At 68.6% G+C, this 1237-nt stretch carries 1 protein-coding gene; it reads right to left on the bottom strand.

Annotated features, from left to right (window positions below):
- Positions 1–27: 27 nt before the first annotated feature.
- A partial coding sequence (locus tag AB0B89_RS36525) for an IS110 family transposase (RefSeq protein WP_358562396.1) occupies positions 28–1237 on the bottom strand: 1210 nt, incomplete at its 5' end.

Genomic DNA, 1237 nt, shown 5'->3' on the forward strand with positions numbered 1-1237 from the left:
GGGTCAGACATCCCTGGAGCTGGGCTGTCAAGCGGCAAAATCGTTCTGTCGGTGTGACCAGGCGGTTGCTTGGTCGTAGGGGGTGTGTGTTTTGAGGCAGCCGTGAAGGATGCCGACGAGGCGGTTGCCGACTTGGCGCAGGGCGGCGTTGTGGCTGACGTCGCGAGTTTTGAGCTGGTCGTAGTAGGCGCGGACGGCTGTGTCGTGGAGGATGGCGGCGCTGGCTTGCATGTGGAGGGCGTCGATGAGCCGGTCATTGTGGATGAAGCGGGCGTGGACGGTCTTGGACTTGCCGGACTGGCGGGTGATGGGTGAGGTTCCGGCGTAGTTCTTGCGGGCCTTGGCGCTGGTGTAGCGGCCTTTCGCGTCGCCGAACTCTGCGAGCACCCGGGCGCCGAGGATGACGCCGATGCCGGGCTGGCTGAGGAGGATCTCAGCGTCCGGGTGCCGCCCAAAATGGGCCTCGACCTGCCGTTCGAGGGTGTTGATCTGGGTGTTGAGGGTCTGCAGGACCGCGACAGTCGCCGTTACGGTGGCCGCGTAGGCCGTGGCGACCAGGTCGCTTTGCCCGAGGTGCTCGGCGCGCAGTTCGACCTGGATGGCGGCGGCTTTGGCGGGCTTGTCGCGGTAGCCCTTGAGTGCCGCGGTGATCTGGGTGATGGTCAACCTAGCGGCCGCGGCCGGTGTCGGGGCCTTGGCCAGCAGCACCAGGACGGCGGTACTGGTGAGGCCGAGCGGCTGGTAGGCGGCCAGGGCAGCGGGGAAGTAGTCCCGCAACGCCGAGCGGAGCCGCAGCATGTGACGGGTCCGTTCCCAGATCATCGTCTGATGCGCGCGAGCGACGACCTTGACTGCCTCGGCCTCATCGGAGTCTGCGGCGACCTCGCGGAGTTGGTACCGGCGAGTGCGCACCATGTCGGCCAGCGCGTGCGCGTCGGCCTTGTCGCTCTTGGCGCCGGAGTTGCCCATCACCTCACGGTGCCGGGCGGCCTGCTTAGGGTTCACCCCGAACACCCGGTACCCGGCCGCGACCAGCGCTCGCACCCACGGCCCCCGGTCGGTCTCGATGCACACCAGCACCTCGGCCGGCTCGGCGTCGTCGGGCAGGAAGGAAGCGACCAGCTCGTGGAAGCGGGCCACCCCGGCAGCGCCCTCGGGCAGCCGGGCCCGCTTGACCGCCCGGCCCTGCTCGTCCTGCACCTCCACGTCGTGATGGTCCTCAGCCCAGTCATCACCG

The organism is Sphaerisporangium sp. NPDC049002 (assembly GCF_040649355.1).
In the GTDB taxonomy this organism is placed as follows: Bacteria; Actinomycetota; Actinomycetes; order Streptosporangiales; family Streptosporangiaceae; genus Sphaerisporangium.